Origin of the sequence: Pseudomonas sp. MWU16-30322, from assembly GCF_020515535.1 — a bacterium.
GTDB lineage: Bacteria > Pseudomonadota > Gammaproteobacteria > Pseudomonadales > Pseudomonadaceae > Aquipseudomonas > Aquipseudomonas fluorescens_H.
This window is the reverse complement of record NZ_JAIWYL010000005.1, coordinates 46499-60644: the sequence shown is the minus strand read 5'-3', so window position 1 is coordinate 60644 and position 14146 is coordinate 46499. Positions and strand designations below refer to the sequence as shown.

Annotated in this window: 16 protein-coding genes; 3 read left to right on the top strand and 13 right to left on the bottom strand. The window is 60.5% G+C overall.

Features of this window, described 5'->3' with window-relative positions; genetic code table 11:
• Nucleotides 1-56: 56 nt before the first annotated feature.
• On the top strand, nucleotides 57-1205 hold the full coding sequence (locus LCH64_RS11320) for an acyl-CoA dehydrogenase family protein (protein WP_226500303.1): 1149 nt from the start codon (nucleotides 57-59) through the stop codon (nucleotides 1203-1205).
• Nucleotides 1206-1325: 120 nt separating this feature from the next.
• On the opposite strand, the gene LCH64_RS11315 is transcribed toward LCH64_RS11320, so the two are convergent.
• Together LCH64_RS11315 and fnr are read right to left on the bottom strand one after the other, a co-directional pair.
• Entirely contained in the window at nucleotides 1326-1874 is a 549-nt protein-coding gene (locus LCH64_RS11315; RefSeq protein WP_003223345.1) for an adenine phosphoribosyltransferase, read from the bottom strand.
• A gap of 78 nt (nucleotides 1875-1952) precedes the next feature.
• The gene (gene fnr, locus LCH64_RS11310; protein ID WP_003223347.1) at nucleotides 1953-2687 is read right to left on the bottom strand and encodes a fumarate/nitrate reduction transcriptional regulator Fnr; all 735 of its coding nucleotides are present in this window, start codon (nucleotides 2685-2687) and stop codon (nucleotides 1953-1955) included.
• 155 nt (nucleotides 2688-2842) lie between these two features.
• On the opposite strand from fnr, the gene LCH64_RS11305 reads away from it, so the two are divergent.
• On the top strand, nucleotides 2843-3325 hold the full coding sequence (locus LCH64_RS11305) for a hypothetical protein (protein WP_226500302.1): 483 nt from the start codon (nucleotides 2843-2845) through the stop codon (nucleotides 3323-3325).
• Here LCH64_RS11305 and hemN read toward each other — a convergent pair.
• From hemN to LCH64_RS11260, 9 genes are all read right to left on the bottom strand, one after another.
• Nucleotides 3322-4704 (bottom strand): oxygen-independent coproporphyrinogen III oxidase, encoded by a 1383-nt coding sequence (gene hemN, locus LCH64_RS11300; protein WP_003223350.1) that lies wholly within the window; start codon nucleotides 4702-4704, stop codon nucleotides 3322-3324. The genes LCH64_RS11305 and hemN overlap by 4 nt on opposite strands.
• Before the next feature lie 212 nt (nucleotides 4705-4916).
• A complete protein-coding gene (locus tag LCH64_RS11295) occupies nucleotides 4917-5600 on the bottom strand; it encodes a sulfite exporter TauE/SafE family protein (protein ID WP_095165377.1) in 684 nt (227 codons plus the stop codon).
• On the bottom strand, nucleotides 5593-5805 hold the full coding sequence (gene ccoS, locus LCH64_RS11290) for a cbb3-type cytochrome oxidase assembly protein CcoS (protein ID WP_003223354.1): 213 nt from the start codon (nucleotides 5803-5805) through the stop codon (nucleotides 5593-5595). Before ccoS ends, LCH64_RS11295 begins: the two co-directional genes overlap by 8 nt.
• Nucleotides 5806-5827: 22 nt before the next feature.
• Nucleotides 5828-8278 (bottom strand): heavy metal translocating P-type ATPase, encoded by a 2451-nt coding sequence (locus LCH64_RS11285; protein WP_226500301.1) that lies wholly within the window; start codon nucleotides 8276-8278, stop codon nucleotides 5828-5830.
• Between the two features lie 163 nt (nucleotides 8279-8441).
• Nucleotides 8442-8981, bottom strand: a complete 540-nt coding sequence (locus LCH64_RS11280) for a FixH family protein (protein WP_103485065.1) — start codon at nucleotides 8979-8981, stop codon at nucleotides 8442-8444.
• Nucleotides 8982-8992: 11 nt separating this feature from the next.
• Entirely contained in the window at nucleotides 8993-10408 is a 1416-nt protein-coding gene (gene ccoG, locus LCH64_RS11275) for a cytochrome c oxidase accessory protein CcoG (RefSeq protein ID WP_226500300.1), read from the bottom strand.
• A 222-nt stretch (nucleotides 10409-10630) separates the two neighbouring features.
• Nucleotides 10631-11041 (bottom strand): type II toxin-antitoxin system VapC family toxin, encoded by a 411-nt coding sequence (locus tag LCH64_RS11270; RefSeq protein ID WP_003223364.1) that lies wholly within the window; start codon nucleotides 11039-11041, stop codon nucleotides 10631-10633.
• Nucleotides 11041-11295 carry a type II toxin-antitoxin system Phd/YefM family antitoxin gene (locus LCH64_RS11265; protein ID WP_045122727.1) on the bottom strand — a complete coding sequence of 85 codons (255 nt, stop codon included), beginning with the start codon at nucleotides 11293-11295 and terminating at the stop codon, nucleotides 11041-11043. The genes LCH64_RS11270 and LCH64_RS11265 overlap by 1 nt, the downstream gene beginning before the upstream one ends.
• A 174-nt stretch (nucleotides 11296-11469) precedes the next feature.
• Nucleotides 11470-11667 (bottom strand): hypothetical protein, encoded by a 198-nt coding sequence (locus LCH64_RS11260; protein ID WP_003223368.1) that lies wholly within the window; start codon nucleotides 11665-11667, stop codon nucleotides 11470-11472.
• A gap of 252 nt (nucleotides 11668-11919) precedes the next feature.
• Here LCH64_RS11260 and LCH64_RS11255 point away from each other — a divergent pair, with 252 nt between their 5' ends.
• Nucleotides 11920-12924: a metallophosphoesterase gene (locus tag LCH64_RS11255; RefSeq protein WP_226500299.1), complete on the top strand. Its 1005-nt coding sequence runs from the start codon at nucleotides 11920-11922 to the stop codon at nucleotides 12922-12924.
• A gap of 55 nt (nucleotides 12925-12979) precedes the next feature.
• Here LCH64_RS11255 and ccoP read toward each other — a convergent pair whose 3' ends face one another.
• Entirely contained in the window at nucleotides 12980-13963 is a 984-nt protein-coding gene (ccoP, locus tag LCH64_RS11250) for a cytochrome-c oxidase, cbb3-type subunit III (protein ID WP_003223372.1), read from the bottom strand.
• Complete coding sequence (locus tag LCH64_RS11245) at nucleotides 13960-14145, bottom strand: CcoQ/FixQ family Cbb3-type cytochrome c oxidase assembly chaperone (RefSeq protein ID WP_003175465.1); 186 nt, start codon at nucleotides 14143-14145, stop codon at nucleotides 13960-13962. Before LCH64_RS11245 ends, ccoP begins: the two co-directional genes overlap by 4 nt.
• Nucleotide 14146: the final 1 nt, after the last annotated feature.

Here is a 14146-nt window from a genome sequence, read left to right as displayed (position 1 = left end):
TGAAAACCAAGCAAGCGCTCGGTTAAGTTCGGTAAACCCTTCAGTGGAGTTCGCCGATGCCTGCCTTCCAGGAATACTTCGACCCCAGCCACCAAATGGTCCGCGACAGCGTCAGACGTTTCGTCGAGCGCGAGATCCTGCCGGACATCGATGCGTGGGAAGAAGCCGAAGGCTTTCCCCGTGAGCTGTACCTGAAGGCCGGGGCGGCTGGGATTCTCGGCATCGGCTACCCCGAAGCGCTGGGTGGCAGCCACGAAGGTGATGTGTTCGCCAAGGTTGCCGCCAGCGAAGAGCTGATGCGCTGCGGCTCCGGTGGTTTGGTCGCCGGCCTCGGTTCGCTGGATATCGGCCTGCCACCGATCGTCAAATGGGCCCGGCCCGAGGTGCGCGACCGCGTCGTGCCGTCAGTGCTCAGCGGCGAGAAAATCAGCGCACTGGCGATTACCGAACCCGGCGGCGGTTCCGACGTCGCCAACCTGCAAACCCGCGCCGTGCGTGACGGCGATGTCTACCGGGTGAGTGGCAGCAAGACCTTCATCACCAGTGGCGTACGCGCCGATTTCTACACCGTCGCAGTGCGCACCGGAGCGCCGGGTTTCGGCGGCATCAGCCTGCTGTTGATCGAGAAGGGCACCCCTGGCTTCAGCGTAGGCCGCCAGCTGAAGAAAATGGGCTGGTGGGCCTCGGACACCGCTGAACTGTTCTTCGACGATTGCAGGGTGCCTGTGGGCAATCTGATTGGCGCGGAGAACATGGGCTTCGCCTGCATCATGGGCAATTTCCAGAGCGAACGGCTGGCGCTGGCGCTGATGGCCAACATGACTTCGCAGCTGGCATTGGAACAGGCGCTGAAATGGGCGCGCGAGCGTGAGGCGTTCGGCAAACCGATCGGCAAGTTCCAGGTGATCAAGCATCGGCTGGCCGAAATGGCCACGGCACTGGAAGTATCGCGCGAGTTCACCTACCGCCAGGCGGCGAAAATGGCGGCGGGGCAGAGCGTGATCAAGGAGATTTCCATGGCGAAGAACGTTGCCACGGACACCTCCGACCGGATCACCAGTGAAGCGGTGCAGATTCTTGGTGGTCTGGGTTACATGCGCGAAAGTCTGGTGGAGCGGCTGTATCGGGATAACCGCATTCTGTCGATCGGCGGCGGGACGCGGGAGGTGATGAACGAGATCATCAGCAAGCAGATGGGGCTTTAGGTTTTGCGGTGAGGCTGCAGGCCCCTTCGCGAGCAAGCCCGCTCCCACATTGGATCTGTGGCGTTCACAAATCCTCTGTGGGAGCGGGCTTGCTCGCGAAGGCGGCAGTACAGACGCCGCTTACTTGTCAGTCAAAGCAAACTGCGTCAGACAGAACGTCGGAATCCCCATGTCTTCCAGACGCTGCGACCCACCCAGCTCCGGCAGATCAATGATCGCCGCCGCTTCATGCACCCGCGCGCCCATGCGGCGGATCAGGTTGGCGGCTGCGATCAGCGTGCCACCGGTGGCAATCAGGTCATCGAACATCACCACCGAATCGCCTTCACACAGGCTGTCGGCGTGCACTTCGAGGAACGCTTCGCCGTATTCGGTCGCATAACCCTCGGCCAATACGTCCGCCGGCAGTTTGCCCTGCTTGCGGAACAGCACCAGCGGCTTGTTCAGCTGGTAGGCCAGCACCGAGCCGATCAGGAAACCGCGCGCATCCATCGCGCCGATGTGAGTGAAGTCGGCTTCCACATAACGGTGGGCGAAGCTGTCCATCACAAGGCGCAGGGCCTTGGGCGACTGGAACAGCGGGGTGATGTCGCGAAAGATCACGCCCGGTTTCGGGAAGTCGATCACGGGGCGGATCAGGGATTTGATGTCGAAGGAGTCGAAGACCATCGTCGAGGTGTCCTGGCAGGGCTGCAAACGGCGCAGTATACCCGCGGCTGAAACGCTTCGCTCAACCGCGGATCGAGATCAGCCTTCGAGCGAGCCGCCGGCCAGGGCGCAGAGCTGGATCGGGTCGAGGATGTGGATCTCTTTGCCCTCGGCGGCGATCAGTTCGTTCTGCTGGAACCGGGTAAACACCCGCGACACGGTTTCCACCGCGAGGCCCAGATAGTTGCCGATTTCGTTGCGCGACATGCTCAGGCGGAACTGGTTGGCCGAGAACCCGCGAGCGCGGAAACGTGCCGACAGGTTGACCAGGAACGTGGCGATGCGCTCGTCGGCGGTTTTCTTCGACAGCAGCAGCATCATTTGCTGGTCGTCGCGGATCTCGCGGCTCATCACCCGCATCAACTGACGGCGCAGCTGCGGCAGTTGCAGGGCCAGTTCGTCGAGGCGTTCGAAGGGGATTTCACAGACCGAGGTGGTTTCCAGGGCCTGGGCCGACACCGGGTGTTTCTCGGTGTCCATGCCGGACAGGCCGACCAGTTCGCTCGGCAGGTGGAAACCGGTGAGCTGTTCTTCGCCGCTGTCGCTCAGGCTGAAGGTCTTCAGGGCGCCGGAGCGTACTGCATAAACGGAATCGAAAGTGTCGCCCTGGCGGAACAGGAACTCGCCCTTTTTCAGCGGGCGGCCACGTTTAACGATTTCGTCCAGCGCATCCATGTCTTCCAGATTCAGAGAAAGTGGCAGGCAGAGAGGAGCCAGGCTGCAATCCTTGCAATGGGCCTGGTTGTGAGCGCGCAGTTTAACTGGCTCGGACATTTCTTAAATCCTTGTGGGAAAACACACATAAGCCGTAAGGGTAACCCACGGGAGGACATTCAGGCCAGTCTGCGGCGAGTTTGTCCCACGGGCGTAAAGCCGCAGGGCAAGTGGCCGATAAAGGGGTATCACCATGCATGCAAGGAATCGCTTCGATGGCTGCCATTGACACACTGAACCCCGGTAACAGCGGCGTTGCGTCTGTACCGGGCACCGCCAGGACGGTGTCCGGCGACGAGCAGGATGCCGACTCGGCGTCGCTGGCAACCCCGACCTTGGTCGAGGGTGTCAAAGTGTCGCTGTCCCATGCCTCGATCGAAAAAGCCTTCAGCGTCGGTGGCGAGAACAGCGACATCGAAGACAGTGGCCTGCCGGAAAACGTCCAGCAATTGCTGAAGATGATCCGCAAACTGCAAAAGGAAATCGCCGAGAAGAAAGCCCGGATGGCGGCGGTCATGGCTGACAAGAGGCTGACCAACGAAGCCAAGGTCAACATGCTCGCCGCACTGCGTGGCGCCATCGCCGCGCTGAATACCGGGCTGATCAGCGCCAACCTGGCCCTGTCCAAAGTCATGGACCAGTCCGGCCTCACCTCCGAGCAGAACCTCAAGCTCGGCTCACTGCTGACGAAAAACTAGATCACCCGCGAAAAGCGCTGCCGGTTCTGCTGTTCCAGATACGCGTCGAATACCATGCACACCGAGCGCACCAGCAGGCGTCCGGCCGGCAGCACTTCGATCCGCTCGCGTTCCAGATTGATCAGCCCATCGTTGGCCATGCCTTGCAGTTGCGGCCACAGCGCGCCGAAGTAACCCTGAAAATCGATGTTGAACGCCTGCTCGATCTCGGCGAATTCCAGGCTGAAATTGCAGATCAGTTGCTGGATCACCGCGCGACGCAAGCGATCGTCGGCATTGCACACCAGGCCCCGGCTGGTCGCCAGTTGCGCGGCGGCCAGGGTGTTCTGGTACTGGTTCAGATCGCTATTGTTCTGGCAGTAGAGATCGCCGATCTGGCTGATCGCCGACACCCCCAGACCAATCAGATCGCAATGGCCGTGGGTGGTGTAGCCCTGGAAGTTGCGCTGCAGGGTCTGTTCTTCCTGAGCGATTGCCAGCTCATCGTCGGGCAGGGCGAAGTGGTCCATGCCGATGTAGCGGTAGCCGGCGGCGGTCAGTTGTTCGATGGTGCGCTGGAGCATTTCCAGTTTTTGCGCAGGGCTTGGCAGTTCGTGGCTGTTGATCCGCCGCTGCGGCATGAAGCGCTCCGGCAAGTGCGCGTAGTTGAATACCGAGAGCCGGTCCGGTTGCAGGCTGATGACTTCCTCGACGGTGCGCGCGAAGTTTTCCGGGGTCTGCTTGGGCAGGCCATAGATCAGGTCGATGTTGATCGAGCGAAATTGCAGGGTGCGCGCCGCGTCGATGACTGCGCGGGTCTCCTCAAGGCTTTGCAGGCGATTGACCGCGCGCTGTACCGCCGGATCAAGGTCTTGCAGGCCGATGCTGACCCGGTTGAAACCCAGTTCACGCAGCAGGCCCATGGTCGACCAGTCGGCCTCGCGTGGGTCGATCTCGATGCCGTAATCGCCGGAATCGTCATCCAGCAGATTGAAGTGTTTGCGCAGGTGCGCCATCAGTTGACGCAGTTCGTCATGGCTGAGAAAGGTCGGGGTGCCGCCGCCGAAGTGCAGTTGCTCGACTTTCTGCGCCGGTTCCAGGTGGCAGGCGATCAACTGGATTTCCTGCTCCAGGCGTTGCAGATACGGTTGTGCGCGCCCGCGATCCTTGGTGATGACTTTGTTGCAGGCGCAGTAGTAGCAAATGTTCGCGCAGAACGGCACGTGCACATACAGCGACAACGGGCGCAGCGCCTTGCGGCTGTCGCGCAGGGCATGGAACAGGTCGAAGGTGCCGACCTGGCTGTTGAATTGCACGGCCGTCGGATACGAGGTGTAGCGCGGCCCCGCCAGGTCGTAGCGGCGGATCAGATCAGTGTCCCAACGAATGGCGTCGAGCATGCGGGCATTCCCCCGGATAGGCTGGCAGTGTGGCGAGTCTATCGGGGTGCGGCGACGGGGCTCTTGATTTGCATCAACGGCGTATTGGTAATGACTGCTTTTGTGGCGAGGGAGCTTGCTCCCGCTGGACTGCGCAGCAGGCCCCTGGTTTTGCTGTCAAATCGGGAGGGGCGCTTCGCACCCCAGCGGGAGCAAGCTCCCTCGCCACAGTTTTAGTGACCCATCAACCAATGTTGGTGAGGGCCAGGAAGCGTCCAGATCCCGAACAGAATCACCAGCAAGCCCCCGGCCATGCGCACGCTGCGTTTGCGCAGCAACGCCGTCACCCGCTCGGCCGCCAGCCCTGTGGCGAGCAGCACCGGCCACGTCCCCAGCCCGAACGCGAGCATCAACAGCGCACTGTCCAGCGCATTGCCCTGGCTCGCCGACCACAGCAGCGTGCTGTAAACCAGTCCGCAGGGCAGCCAGCCCCACAGCGCGCCGAGCAGCAACGCGCGGGGCAAACTCGACACCGGCAGCAGCCGATTGGCCACCGGCTGAATGTAACGCCACAAACCGCGACCCAGGCTTTCGATGCGGGTCAGGCCGCTCCACCAACCGGCCAGATACAGGCCCATCGCAATCAGCAGCAACCCGGCGAGGATGCGCATGAACATCGCCGCCGGGCTGTTCGCCACCGCCCAGCCAGCCAGGCCGATCAGCAATCCAGCGGTCGCGTAACTGAGGATCCGTCCGAGGTTGTACGCCAGCAGCAAACGAAACCGCCGGCTGCGCTGTTCTTTGGGAATCGCCAGAGTCAGTGCGCCCATCAGGCCGCCGCACATGCCCAGGCAATGCCCGCCACCGAGCAGACCGAGGATCAGCGCCGAGACCAGCAGGGGCGCCAGCTCAAGCATGGGGTGGCGCCTTGTCCTGCGGTTTGTCGGATTTGGCATCGTCCACGGCGGCGGTGTGGTTCGGGTCCTGATCGTCGAACAGGATGCTGTGGGCCGGGCCGTCGAGGTCGTCGTACTGCCCGCTGTCCACCGCCCAGAAGAAGATGTACACGGCGATGGCCACGATCAGCAGGGCGGCCGGGATCATCACGTAAAGAGCTGGCATCGGTACTCCAGGGCCGTGCGGCTCAGGCCGGCAACGGGCGGGTTTCTGAACGGGTGCCGGCAACCGGCGCGCTCGGCAGGCGAGTCAGGCGCAGGGCGTTGAGCACCACGGTCAACGAACTGATCGACATGCCGACCGCGGCCCACACCGGAGTGATCCAGCCGAGGGCGGCGAACGGCAACATGAGGCCATTGTACAGCGCCGCCCACAGCAGGTTCTCGATGATTACCCGACGGGTTCTGCGCGCTAGCGTGAAGGCTTGCACCAGCGCGTCGAGACGGTTGGACAGCAGCACCGCGTCGGCACTGGTTTTCGCCAGATCCGTGGCCGAACCCATGGCCACGCTGATGTCGGCAGCGGCCAGCACCGGTACGTCATTCACCCCATCGCCGAGCATCAACACCTTGCGTCCTTCTTGATGCAACTGTTGCAGCACCTGCAATTTGTCGTCCGGGCGCAGACCGCCACGGGCCTCGTCGATGCCCAGTTCCGCGGCGACGCTGGCGACCATCGGCGAACTGTCGCCGGACAGCAGCAGCGTACGCCAGCCTCGGGCCTTGCACGCGGCGAGCAGGGCGGGTGCGTCGTCGCGCAGGCGGTCGTCGAGAACGAACCATGCCAGCGGCCCTTGATCGTCTCCAAGCAGCAGCCATTGGCCCGGTTCATCCGGCATCGCCGGCACAGGTGCGCCGCTGAGGTCGCAGACGAATTCGGCCTGCCCGATGCGCAAGCGCTGTGCGTCGACCAATCCTTCTAGCCCAAGCCCCGGCGTGCTGTGCACTTCCTCGGCGGCCAGTGGCGCACGCCCGAAGGCGCGGGCAATCGGGTGTTCCGAACGGTTTTCCAGAGCGGCGGCCAGGCTAAGGCACTGGTCGCTGTTCAACGTGCCCAGTGGGCGAATCGAACGTAAAACCAGTCGCCCTTCGGTGAGGGTGCCGGTCTTGTCGAAGATCACCGTGTCGATCTGGTTCAGGCCTTCCAGCACGTGGCCGCGCGTCAGCAACAGGCCGAGTTTGTGCAGGGTGCCAGTGGCAGCGGTCAACGCCGTCGGGGTCGCCAGCGACAGCGCGCAAGGGCAGGTCGCGACCAGCATCGCCAGGACGATCCAGAACGCCCGTGACGAGTCCAGCTGCCACCACAACAGGCCGATGGCCGCCGCTGCAATCAGCGACAACAGCAGGAACCATTGCGCGGCGCGGTCGGCGATTTCCGCCAGTCGCGGTTTCTCGGCCTGGGCGCGATCGAGCAGGCGGACGATGGCCGACAGGCGTGTGTCCTGACCCAGCGCCAGCACCTCGACGGTCAACGCGCCTTCGACGTTCAGCGTACCGGCGGTGACCGCATCGCCGAGGGTGCGCGGTTGTGGCAGGTATTCACCGGTCAGCAGCGATTCGTCGATGCTCGACTGGCCGTCGAGGATCTTGCCGTCCGCCGGCAGGATCGAACCCGGTTGCACCAGCACCCGGTCACCTAGGCGCAATTCGCTGAGCAGAATGCGTTCGCTCTGGCCATTGGCGTCGAGGCGCAGGCACGAGGCTGGTAGCAGGTTCACAAGCTGCGCGGTGGCAGCGGCGGTGCGTTCGCGGGCGCGACGCTCCAGATAGCGCCCGGCGAGGAGAAACAGCGCGAACATCCCGACCGCATCGAAGTACAGCTCGCCGACCCCGGTGATCGAGGTCCAGATCCCGGCGATGTAGGCACTGCCGATCGCCAGCGACACCGAGACGTCCATGGTCAGATGTCGGGTACGCAAATCGCGCATGGCGCCCTTGAAGAACGGCGCGCAGCTGTAGAACACGATCGGCGTGGTGAGGAACAGCGCGACCCAGCGCAGGATCGTGTGCAGTTCGGGGCTGAGGTCGATGTTGAATTCCGGCCAGGTCGCCATGGTCGCCATCATTGCCTGGAACCACAGCAATCCGGCGACGCCGAGTTGGCGCAGCGCCAGACGGTTTTCGCTGGCCAGTTGTTCGCTGGCGCGGTCGGCCTGATACGGGTGGGCGGCGTAACCGATGTGGCGCAGTTCGGCGAGGATCTGGCTCAGTGGCAATTGCGCATCCGCCCATTGCACATGCAGGCGATGGTTCGACAGATTGAGCCGCGCCTCGGCCACGGCCGGCAGAGTGCGCAGGTGTTTCTCGATCAGCCAGCCGCAGGCGGCGCAACTGATGCCTTCCATCAACAGGGTGGTTTCGGCGAGTTCGCCCTCATGACGTACGAAAGGTTTTTGCACGTCGGCGCGGTCGTACAGCGCCAGTTCATCGGTCAATTGCACCGGCAGTGCTTCGGGGTTGGCCGAGGCTTCGCTGCGATGCTGGTAATAGCTTTCCAGACCACCGGCGACGATGGCTTCGGCCACAGCCTGACAGCCGGGGCAGCAGAACTCGCGGGACTCCCCGAGCACGACGGCGGTGAAGCGGCTGCCCGACGGGACGGGCAGAGCGCAGTGGTAGCAGGGGAGTGGGGTGGTCATTTGTGATGCCGTGCAAATCTATTGTGGCGAGGGAGCTTGCTCCCGCTCGGCTGCGAAGCAGTCGTATGGCAGCAATTCATTCTGCCTGAATGAACCGGGAAGCGGGTTATAGGGGCGCTTCGCACCCCAGCGGGAGCAAGCTCCCTCACCACAGTGCAGATTTTTATTTATCCAGGTCTTCGGCGCCCTGCAGCGGTTCGTCACCGAGCAGCAGATCCTTGTCATGGCTGACCTGTTCCTCTTCGAACATGCGCCACACGTGGTCGTCCTGAGTGCCCAGCAATTCGACAAAACGTCGGCCTTCGACCTTGTCGCCCAACTGGCCGATGTAACGGCCGGTTTCGGTTTCGCTGCGGGTCAGGACGATCTTGCGATCCTTCTCCGGCTGGGTCGGCGAGATCAGGTTCAGTTCCAGGGTTTTCGGCTGGCTGTCACCGCTCAGGCGCAGATCGACTTCGCCAGTGACGTCATCCAGATGCACGTTGGCGCGCATTTTCAGATTCTGCGCCAGCAGTTCGCGATCCAGTGAACGATTGATGCCTTTACCGGCCTCGTAGTAGTTGTCGTTAACCAGGTTGTCCGGGTTGTTCACCGCAATGGTCACCATCGACAGGGTCAAGGTCACCGAACAGGTCAGGATCCCGATGATGATCCATGGCCAAAGGTGCTTGTACCAAGGGCTTGCGGCGTTTGCTGCGGGCATGTTCAGTTCTCTCAACGGGTTTGTGGGCCGATGAATCGGCTCTTGGCTTCAACGTGGACGCTGTCGTCGTCGGCATCCTTGAGGATGAATTTCACCTCGTTGGTGCTTGACGGCAATTGTTCCGGTGCGCTCGACAACTCCACCGGCATGCTGAAAATTTCGCCGGCCGGCACCTTGATCTCGCGTTTGCCTTGCAGGCGCAGATCCGGCAGACCGGCGGCCTCCAGCACGTAGGTGTGGTCGCGCTGATCCTTGTTCATGATCTTCAGGCTGTAGACGTTTTCGATCCGGCCTTCGGCGTTTTCGCGGTACAGCACGCGGTCCTTGCTGACGTCGAACCCGACCAGTGAGCGCATGAAGAACGCGGTGACCAAAAGACTGATCATCGCCAGCAGCACTACCGCATAGCCGATCAGGCGTGGCCGCAGTTTATGGGTTTTCTGTCCGGAGAGGTTGTGTTCGGTGGTGTAGCTGATGAGGCCGCGCGGGTAGTCCATCTTGTCCATGATGGCGTCGCAGGCGTCGATGCACGCGGCGCAACCGATGCACTCGATCTGCAGACCGTCACGAATGTCGATGCCGGTCGGGCACACCTGAACGCACATGGTGCAATCGATGCAATCGCCCAGCCCCAGGGCCTTGTAGTCGACACCTTTCTTGCGCGGGCCACGGCTTTCGCCGCGACGCGGATCGTAGGAAACGATCAGCGTGTCCTTGTCGAACATCACGCTCTGGAAGCGTGCGTACGGGCACATGTAGATACACACCTGTTCACGCAGCCAGCCGGCATTGCCGTAGGTGGCGAGGGTGAAGAACCCGACCCAGAAATACGACCAGCCATCGGCCTGGCCGGTGAAGAACTCGAACACCAGTTCGCGGATCGGCGAGAAGTAGCCGACGAAGGTCATGCCGGTGACGAAGCCGATCAGCAGCCAAAGCGAATGCTTGGCGAGTTTGCGCAAAAACTTGTTGCCGCTCATTGGCGCTTTATCGAGCTTGATGCGCTGGTTGCGGTCGCCTTCGGTGACCTTCTCGCACCACATGAATATCCATGTCCACACGCTTTGCGGGCAGGTATAGCCGCACCAGACACGGCCGGCGTAGACGGTGATGAAGAACAGGCCGAATGCCGCGATGATCAGCAGGCCGGACAGCAGGATGAAATCCTGCGGCCAGAAGGTCGCACCAAAGATGAAGAATTTACGCTCAGGCAGGTTCCACCACACCGCCTGATGCCCGCCCCAGTTCAGCCACACCGTACCGAAATACAGCAGGAACAGCGCGGCGCCGCCCACCATTCGCAGATTGCGGAACAGACCGGTGAAGGCACGGGTGTAGATTTTTTCTCGGGAGGCGTAAAGATCGACGCTGTTGTTCGCGTTTTTGCTCGGTGGTGTGATGTCGTGTACCGGAATCTGGTTGCTCATCATTGCATCCCACGGCAGTGGAAAAACGCCTCGGTCGATACGTGCCGACCGCGGTCAGAAAGGGGTGTTGCAGTGGCGCAATGATACGCCTGTCGCTCTGGCTCAAGGGTGCGACCTTTGGTCGCGTTGGGAAAAAAGCGTTATTGGTGTAGCGAATGCAGCAAAGCCTGATGCAGATCAATTGACTTGATGAGTATGGACAGTTTTCGCGCAGTCGCTCGCTCATTGTTCCCATGGATTGATCAGAGCAACGCCGCTCGACTGGAAATCGCCGACGTTACGAGTGACCACCGTGAGCCCGTGCACCAGGGCAGTGGCGGCGATCAATGCATCGCTTTCATTGGTCTGGTCGGGCACATGCAGGCTGGCGCAGCGTAGTGCAACCGCAGCATCGACCGGCAGGATTCGTGCTTCGAAGGCCGGCATGACGTGACGCGTCAGCCAGCTGCGCAACAGCTTTCCTTGAGCAGGATCACGCCGTTCCATTCGTAGTACCCCGGTTTCCAGTTCTTTCAAGGTAATGGCCGAGATGTACAGGCGCGGTGCGATGACACTTTTGGCCCAACTGACGACATTGGCATCGGCTTGCGGCTTGCGAAGTTCGGAAATCACATTGGTGTCGAGTAAATACATCAGGACAGATCCACAGGACGATGAATGATGACTGCACGCTCGGTTTCGAAATCGATGTCGGCAGCCTCCGGCATGACCAGCAAATCGACAATGCTGGCGTTTGCACCGCTCAGTTTCTGAAATTCCTCAATGCTCAACAGTACGTGAGAGGCCTTGCCACGGTCGGTGATGATCACTGGACCCAGACGTGCAGCCTTTTTGGCGCCGCTGGTGTCCTGATTGAATTCACGGCTTGAGATGGTGGTGATTGCCATCATGGTAGACCTCTCGCAATACAGGTGTAGCAACGTTACTACTTCGCCTTCGGTGCGGCAATCGAGGAAGACCGGGCTCAGCCGTCCGTTGGTCGGTCCCTGGCTGGCGTCAGTCGAGCCGGCCTCGCCAAAGGTGGAGACCGGCTCGGGTTTATTCAGACCTGACTTCAAGACTCAGGGAAGCCTGCCGCCGCCCAGGCTGTCGAGGCTGCCGGTATTTCTGTGGGGTTTTGTGGTGCGGCGGGATTCGGGTTGCAACGGATTGCCCAGTGTCACGGCAATCGATTCCGCGGGGTGATCTGATGGTTCGGCGTGATTGTTATCAGCGAGGTTCTGATCATCCGAGAGACGGTTCTTGTCGTCATTCAACATAGTGGCTTCATCCTTGAAGTTGCTCCGATGCGGATCATCGGGCTGTGGAAGACCCTACAGAGCATTGTTGATCGAGTCCATCAGGCATGTGTCTCAAAGTATTAATTTCAATGACTGTGCCGATGTTGTGGAAATATCATTAGTTAATTGAAGGCTTTTAATTTTTTATTGTTTTCGAATAGCTTTGCGGCTGTTCTGCAGCGTATTAGTTGCATGTTCATGTTTTGATGGTTAACTAAATATTGGAGTGTTATGAGAATCAAGGAAGTTAAAAAGCTTTTCGCGTGTCTGTGCCTGTTGTCACTGACTTCTTTGGCCAGTGCCAACGAAAGTGCGCCGCAACACATGGTATTCGCCTCGGATCCGCAATACCCGTGGACGGAAAAATCGGACAGTGGTGAAGATGAATCGAGCGCGGATTTCGAAAAACGCGCGAAATGGCTGGTGGAAACCCAGTTCGCGAGTGTCGCCCAGTTCCGCAACGAGATGGGCGGGCAGGCTGCAGTACCATTGATGATCAATGGTGACATGACCGCGTTTGGCCATGGCTGGCAGCGTTCTTATGTCGGATCGATGCTGAAGAAATACTTTGGCGATCACGTGCTCTACGGATTGGGTAATCACGATTATCAGAACAATGTGAATGACTGTTTCAGTGAGAACTGCGCCGCAGGCAGTATTGTTGATTACCGTGATCATCATGTCGATAAAGTCGACCAGTTCGATCTGGAAGTGAGCGGCAGTTTTCTGAACAAGCACTATCTGGGTAGTCTGGCTTATTCAAAGAATATCGGTGAAGTGCATCTGGTGCAGTTGAACAATGAACCGACTTACGCGGTGAAGATTTCCCATGCCTTGAATCCGACCACGTTTGATATCAAACACTCGCTGGATTGGCTGGAAACTGATTTGCGGATCGCGCGGGCGCAGGGTTACGCGATCATTATCAACATGCACAAACCCTATGACTGGGCGGGTAGTCGGGATCAGGAAAAGCGCTTTCGCGACATGATCGAAAAGTATCAGGTGACGGCGATGTTCGCCGGCCACTTCCACGACGAGGGTGGTAGCCAGACCTATATGGGGAGCGTGCCGATGTTTCTCAGCGGTTCAGCTTCTCAGCAGACGTACCTGACCGCCACTTTTTCCAAGGACCGCAAGCAATTGGAGGTAAGTCTGGTCGAGGACAATCAGTGGCGCAAACGTACACCGGTGGCCACCGTGCCGGTGAAGTCGATCTGGGCCAGTGCCCCATAAAAAATCCCCCGCCAGAGCACTGGCGGGGGATTCTTCATTGCATCAAGCCCTGGCTTTACTGCGCCTCGGCTTCCGGCGCTTTTTCACCGTGGGACAGGCTGTAAACGTAAGCCGCCAGCAGGTGGACCTTGTCGTTGCCTTGCAGTTGTTCCTGCGCAGGCATCTGGCCCTGACGGCCGTAACGGATGGTCTGCTGCAGTTGCGCGAAGCTCGAACCGTAGATGAACGCGGCCGGGTGGGTCAGGTTAGGCGCGCCCATGGCCGGGGTGCCCTTGCCCTCAGGACCGTGGCAGGCCACGCAGTTGGCGGCGAAGAGTTTCTGGCCGTTGGCCGGGTCAGCCTTGGTGCCTTCCGGCAGTTTACGGCCATCGAGCTGGGTCACCACGAAGGCCGCGACGTCGGCTACGCCTTGTTCGCCAATCACTTCGGCCCAGGCCGGCATCACTGCGTGACGACCGCCCATGATGGTGGTCTTGATGGTTTCCGGCTCGCCGCCCCAGCGCCAGTCGGCGTCGGTCAGGTTCGGGAAGCCATAGGCGCCCTTGGCGTCGGAACCGTGGCAGACCGAGCAGTTGGAGGCGAACAGACGGCCACCCATCTTCAAGGCTTGTGGGTCCTTGGCGACTTCCTCGATCGGCATTGCCGCGAACTTGGCGAAGATCGGACCGAACTTGGCGTCCGAGCGGGCCATTTCCTTTTCCCATTCGTGCACGCCGGTCCAGCCGGTCTTGCCGTTGGCGAACGCGGTCTGCTTGTCGTTATCGAGGTAGTTGTAGCCCGGCAGCAGGCCTTTCCAGTTGCCCAGGCCCGGGTACAGCACCAGATAACCCAAGGCGAACACGATGGTGCCCACGAACAGCATGAACCACCATTTCGGCAGTGGGTTGTCGTACTCCTCGATCCCGTCGAAGGAGTGGCCGACCGTTTCGTCCGTCTGTTCGCTGCGCTGGCCCTTGCGGGTCGACAGCAGCAGCCAGGTCAGGGCGAAGATCGTACCGAGACTGAGGACTGTGACGTACAGACTCCAGAATGTAGTCATTCTTTGTTACTCCTAGAAGCTTGCTCGACGTGCTTGATGGCTTCGGGATCATCCGCAAAAGGCAGCAAGGTTGCGTCTTCAAACTCCGACTTGCGCTTGGGGCTGAACACCCACAACGCCAAACCGATGAAGGCCACCATCACGACAACGGTGCCCAGGCCTCGAATCATCCCGATATCCATT

Bases quoted from the DNA above. Each gene is read 5' to 3' on its own strand.
- LCH64_RS11295 (WP_095165377.1), bottom strand. From the start codon at position 5,600: ATGCTTGAGCTGGCGCCCCTGCTGGTCTCGGCGCTGATCCTCGGTCTG.
- LCH64_RS11315 (WP_003223345.1), bottom strand. From the start codon at position 1,874: ATGGTCTTCGACTCCTTCGACATCAAATCCCTGATCCGCCCCGTGATC.
- LCH64_RS11245 (WP_003175465.1), bottom strand. From the start codon at position 14,145: ATGGATATCGGGATGATTCGAGGCCTGGGCACCGTTGTCGTGATGGTG.
- LCH64_RS11280 (WP_103485065.1), bottom strand. From the start codon at position 8,981: ATGCCCGCAGCAAACGCCGCAAGCCCTTGGTACAAGCACCTTTGGCCA.
- LCH64_RS11285 (WP_226500301.1), bottom strand. From the start codon at position 8,278: ATGACCACCCCACTCCCCTGCTACCACTGCGCTCTGCCCGTCCCGTCG.
- LCH64_RS11270 (WP_003223364.1), bottom strand. From the start codon at position 11,041: ATGTATTTACTCGACACCAATGTGATTTCCGAACTTCGCAAGCCGCAA.
- LCH64_RS11320 (WP_226500303.1), top strand. From the start codon at position 57: ATGCCTGCCTTCCAGGAATACTTCGACCCCAGCCACCAAATGGTCCGC.
- ccoP (WP_003223372.1), bottom strand. From the start codon at position 13,963: ATGACTACATTCTGGAGTCTGTACGTCACAGTCCTCAGTCTCGGTACG.
- LCH64_RS11305 (WP_226500302.1), top strand. From the start codon at position 2,843: ATGGCTGCCATTGACACACTGAACCCCGGTAACAGCGGCGTTGCGTCT.
- LCH64_RS11265 (WP_045122727.1), bottom strand. From the start codon at position 11,295: ATGGCAATCACCACCATCTCAAGCCGTGAATTCAATCAGGACACCAGC.
- fnr (WP_003223347.1), bottom strand. From the start codon at position 2,687: ATGTCCGAGCCAGTTAAACTGCGCGCTCACAACCAGGCCCATTGCAAG.
- hemN (WP_003223350.1), bottom strand. From the start codon at position 4,704: ATGCTCGACGCCATTCGTTGGGACACTGATCTGATCCGCCGCTACGAC.
- LCH64_RS11255 (WP_226500299.1), top strand. From the start codon at position 11,920: ATGAGAATCAAGGAAGTTAAAAAGCTTTTCGCGTGTCTGTGCCTGTTG.
- LCH64_RS11260 (WP_003223368.1), bottom strand. From the start codon at position 11,667: ATGTTGAATGACGACAAGAACCGTCTCTCGGATGATCAGAACCTCGCT.
- ccoS (WP_003223354.1), bottom strand. From the start codon at position 5,805: ATGCCAGCTCTTTACGTGATGATCCCGGCCGCCCTGCTGATCGTGGCC.
- ccoG (WP_226500300.1), bottom strand. From the start codon at position 10,408: ATGAGCAACCAGATTCCGGTACACGACATCACACCACCGAGCAAAAAC.